Source organism: Nostoc sp. JL33 (assembly GCF_017114985.1).
Classification (GTDB): domain Bacteria; phylum Cyanobacteriota; class Cyanobacteriia; order Cyanobacteriales; family Nostocaceae; genus Nostoc.
In genome coordinates, this window is sequence record NZ_JABXKP010000030.1 from 1 (window position 1) to 4,635 (window position 4,635).

The 4,635-nt window shown below is 41.7% G+C and carries 5 protein-coding genes; 3 read left to right on the forward strand and 2 right to left on the reverse strand.

The features are described 5' to 3' along the window. Window positions 1-351 (forward strand): hypothetical protein (locus HWQ23_RS07170; protein WP_472850387.1); only part of this gene is annotated, 351 nt, incomplete at its 5' end. 24 nt (window positions 352-375) lie between these two features. Here HWQ23_RS07170 and HWQ23_RS07175 read toward each other — a convergent pair. Together HWQ23_RS07175 and HWQ23_RS07180 are read right to left on the reverse strand one after the other, a co-directional pair. Next, window positions 376-723 carry a hypothetical protein gene (locus HWQ23_RS07175; RefSeq protein WP_292825609.1) on the reverse strand — a complete coding sequence of 116 codons (348 nt, stop codon included), beginning with the start codon at window positions 721-723 and terminating at the stop codon, window positions 376-378. Window positions 724-914: 191 nt separating this feature from the next. Continuing rightward, window positions 915-2,399, reverse strand: a complete 1,485-nt coding sequence (locus tag HWQ23_RS07180) for a CIA30 family protein (protein WP_292825612.1) — start codon at window positions 2,397-2,399, stop codon at window positions 915-917. Window positions 2,400-2,966: 567 nt separating this feature from the next. On the opposite strand from HWQ23_RS07180, the gene HWQ23_RS07185 reads away from it, so the two are divergent. Both HWQ23_RS07185 and HWQ23_RS07190 read left to right on the forward strand, forming a co-directional pair. Beyond that, a complete protein-coding gene (locus tag HWQ23_RS07185; protein ID WP_292825615.1) occupies window positions 2,967-3,470 on the forward strand; it encodes a HugZ family pyridoxamine 5'-phosphate oxidase in 504 nt (167 codons plus the stop codon). A gap of 158 nt (window positions 3,471-3,628) precedes the next feature. After that, window positions 3,629-4,546: an alpha/beta fold hydrolase gene (locus HWQ23_RS07190; RefSeq protein WP_292825618.1), complete on the forward strand. Its 918-nt coding sequence runs from the start codon at window positions 3,629-3,631 to the stop codon at window positions 4,544-4,546. Window positions 4,547-4,635 lie beyond the last annotated feature (89 nt).

Sequence of the window (4,635 nt, forward strand, 5' to 3'; positions counted from 1 at the left end):
CTGTCCTGGGGGAATTACTATGGTGCTCTTTATTTTTTATTTATAAACACCCTCTTAGATGAGTATCCTGAACATCCTTATCAATTAGCTTTTTCGATTCATGAATTGCGCCAAAAGTTAATCGCCCACATTCTAAGTCATGTTCCTAACCGCTATGCAGTGGAAGGGGTACAGGAATTATCCAGCACTCCCAAAAGCCGCTACTCTTTACCTATACAGGAGCGGATACAAATAGAAACAGTGGTTCACGGTAGTATTCTACATATCCTGCGCGAAAACGCTGATTGGCTAAGTAGCCAGATTTTAACTCTGTCTCTTGTTGGCTCAATTCTGCTCCCTAGTCTGATTTAAAACTAGACAGCCTAATTTAAATATTTAGCGAGTTTCTAATTTAGAAACTCGCGCCTCTAATTTGTTGACTTGTTGCTTCAATTCAACCACCAAAGTTGCCAGCCGATCAAACATCCGATCTTGCTGTGATAAGTTCCCTCTAGAACCACTTGATTGTCGTGGGGTAAGTGTTGTTCTTCGGGATGGAGACTGGCGGCTTGAACCCAATTGAGACTGTATCTGGTTTAACTGCGACTCCATACGATTAAAGTCCGCTTCCAGGTTGTTGATACGGGACTGGGCTTGCTGCGATGAAGCAGTGTTTGCAAATAACCCACCCCAGATAATTGTTGCTAAAATCCCAGCAAGTATTAGCATTTGGATTTTTTTCATAACAGTCTATTTAGACAGGATGTTTTGGGATGGCTACAGAGTATATAGCGAGCTTAACCTCACCCCGATAAAGCTGTGCTTTATCTCCCCTCTCCGAACTCACGGAGAGGGGTTGGGGGTGAGGTTTTGATTTTGATATGTATATGTACTTCATGCACCTGGGAACCGCTATAAGTCTGTAGTCACTTCACTTATTTATCCTTTACTAAATCAGAAAATAACTTCTGCCAATCGATAGAGTTAAGAGTATTATCTCCCTGTTTTACTTCAAAAGTGACATTAGAAGCTTTTGCTAATTTTAAAGATTGCACGCAAAGTTCTGCCACATCCTCACGGCTGATTTTGCCCCTAATATTATCGCCTTGCTCGAATATTAATTCCTTACCCCCTGGTTCCTCAGTTAAAGCACAAGGTCTAATAATCGTATAAGGAATTCCGCTTTCTCTTAAACTATCTTCTCCCTTCAACTTCCAAGTTAAAATTCCTCCCAATTGGTCATTTAATTTCACTGCTGGCGGTTCTTCATCTAAATTAATACCAGGGCGGCCGGGACGAGTCACGCCTGCTGAACTGACGAGGATAAATTGTGGTAAAGTTGTATCGCCGTAAGCTTTAATTGATTCCAACTGCAAAGCAAAACCACCGGCAGAAAATTTGGGATTCAAAGCCCCATCATATTCAAATTTGCTCAACATCAGTTGGAATGAACAAACTCTATTCTGCTCAATTGGCGGCGCATCCTTGACAACTTTTGCCCGAAATACGGGAATCAAATCTGCAAAGGGAATCTGAACATCTATCCAGGTATTAGCTACGGTATCGAAAGAATAGCTATAGCCAATGCCATCCCATTTTGTATCTGTCCGCAAAAATATTTTATAACGTTGACCGTCACCTTTGACGCGCAATTTTACACCTTCGCAATCAGATAAGTTGAAGGGTGGATCAAAATTCTTGGTTCTGATAGAAGCAAATCCGCCAGAGTTAGCCGTGGAGACATTACCAGCAAACAAAGCTGTATTTTCTACTAATTGGATATTACTGGCACTCACGCCGCCCATGACGACATCATCCAGCGCCCCCCAAATATCCTTTAGTTCTGCTGATGGCTTGGTGAAATCAAATATCGGTTTTTCGTTTGCTTGGGGTAAATATTTTGCCGCCGCTTGGACTAAGTTTTTAACACCTTGATATTCTACATTTTCTGGGGTGTCACCAACAATTTCTGGCTGGTAAAATTTAACACCTTGATAATATTTTGCTCTATCTGCTGTGTCTCCCTCAACTGGTTGGACACGCACTGCTGTACAACAAACTACAGCTTGGATATCAGCCATAACTAAAGGAGTTAAAGTTTCTGGTTTAGTGATATCCGCAACTACAAAGTCTATATCATTACCAAGAATTGACCGCGCTTTGTCAATATCTCGAACTAGGGCGCGAACTTTATAACCTCCTTGGAGCGATCGCTGCACCACTCGTTTACCTACACCACCTGTTGCACCTGCTACTAATATTACACCCACGTTTCTTCCTCCATTGGGTCTATCTTGATTATCCTTAGGACGACCTTGGATTAACTGCTGTACCCAGTTAAGGAAAGGAATTACCTCAAAGTAAGTCAGAGTTTCGATAAACCTGCCTAAGTCCCATTGAGAACGATTTTTGTCAGTCATATTTGCGTCCTCATAACTCTCTTCAGTTTAGCCCAATGTTTGTTTCTCTAAATCCTCCGGTACTCAGAGCTTGGATAATGCTGAGTTGCTTTAATTAGGGCAGGATTTACGCAAACAATAGCCGAAACCCTTATTTTCTTCTGAGGGCAATTCATGAATTGCCTCTGAGTGCGTGTATTGCGTCAGTCCTATAGGGGAAAGGGGACAGGCTACAGGAGATAAGCTAAAACACATCTAAGAAAGCATATTAAAATTTTCTCAATATCTTCTGGGGTGGGCCGGAAAGCCCGCCCTAATGGCAGCAACTTAAATGCCGATTAGCTTATCTGTAATCTATTCCCTTCAATGAGGGAGACTAGTACCGCAAGGCGGAATTCTTGGATTCAAAATTAATGTACCGTAAGCGTTTCATTGATTTGGAATCGGTGGTTTATTTACGCCGTGCTGTACTAGCTACAATTAAGCCAAATCTTTGGCATTCCATGCGGCAGCTACGCCTGTCGTAGACATCGCTCAACCACGTTACAATAAAGAACTAATTGTTACTAATTAAACGGTAATTTACTTATGAGCCAACTTGAAAATATTCAAGCTGAGTACGAAAAGTTTCCAGAAGAATTGGAGAGTGTAATTATTAGCACAGTGAGCGCCGAGGCAATACCCAATGCTAGTTATGCTCCCTTTGTAATGGATGATTCCAAAAACATCTACATTTACGTCAGTGGTCTTTCGACTCATACCAAAAATCTCTATGCCAATCCTCATGTTAGTGTCTTGTTTATCGAGGATGAAGCCAAGAGTAATCTAATTTTTGCCCGTCGTCGTTTGAGTTTTGATTGTACCGCAACTTTGATAGAGCGTGAAACTGATAAGTGGAATCAAATTGTTGAGCAATTTCAAGGGCGGTTTGGTGAAATTATCGAGGTTCTGCGCGGCTTGTCTGACTTTCGGATTTTTCAGCTAATTCCTAGTGAAGGCCGTTTTGTAGTTGGTTTTGGAGGAGCTTATCACATCAGTGGTGATAACCTCAATCAAGTTGTTCAAATCACAGGAGATAGTAACCAAAAGTAAGAATGAATTATGAATTAGTTTGGATGTATGCAAATTAAATATGAAATAGCTTAGGAGACAAAAAGTTTACTTACTCCGATATTTATCGGTAAGCTTTACTTTATACCTCGTAATTTTGCCTTCGGATAAAGTCCCATTAAACTATACTTTTTAATTTTATGCTTCAGTTTCAACCTCCTGGCTTTGGACATAAACTTATCCATACATCCTTGGGGGCAATGGTTTACTATACCCAAACGAATGCACCTTGGGCGTTCGCTGACACTGAAAATTTAAGCCCACTAATGTTTCTCCATAACTTTGGTGGTGGGGCGTCTGCATATGAATGGTCTAAAGTTTACCCAGCTTTTGCTTCTAATTACCACATTTTAGCCCCCGATTTAATCGGCTGGGGAGAATCGGCTCATCCAGTCCGGGATTATAAAATTAGGGATTATCTCAGCACGATCGCAGAGTTTATCATCGAAACTTGTCGCCAGCCGGTGACGGTGGTAGCATCGTCTCTAACAGCCGCTTTTGTTATCCGCCTAGCTATTGTTCAACCCAATTTATTCAAAGCACTGTTTTTGGTTTCCCCCTCTGGATTTGATGATTTTGGGCAGGGTGCTGGACGCAGACTTCCGCTTTCGGTGATCAATGCGCCTCTGTTGGACAATTTTATTTACATGCTTGGTGCTGAAAATGAAATTGCAGTCCGAAACTTTTTACAAAGTTTTCTGTTTGCTAAGTCACAACGAGTATCCCAAGAGATGGTGGAGGCTTATTTAACCTCTGCACAACAGCCTAATGCCAAGTTTGCCGCTTTGTCATTTTTGCGGGGCGATCTTTACTTTGACCTAAGTTTATATATTCAGCAACTGACAATTCCCACTGTGATCTTTTGGGGAGAAAAGGCACAATTTACCAGCACCAAATTAGGACAACGCTTGGCAAATTTAAATCCAAGTGCAATTCAAGATTTTTATGCGATCGCAGATGCAGGAATATTACCTCATTTGGAAATACCAGAAGTTTTCATTGGTCTATTGCAAAGGTATCTTGGGAGTGGGGAGTGGGGAGTGGGGAGTGGGGGATGAAGGAGCAGGGGGAGCAGGGGGAGAATAACTAATGCCCTATTCCCTATTCCCTATTCCCTATTCCCTATTCCCTATTCCCTATTCCCTAT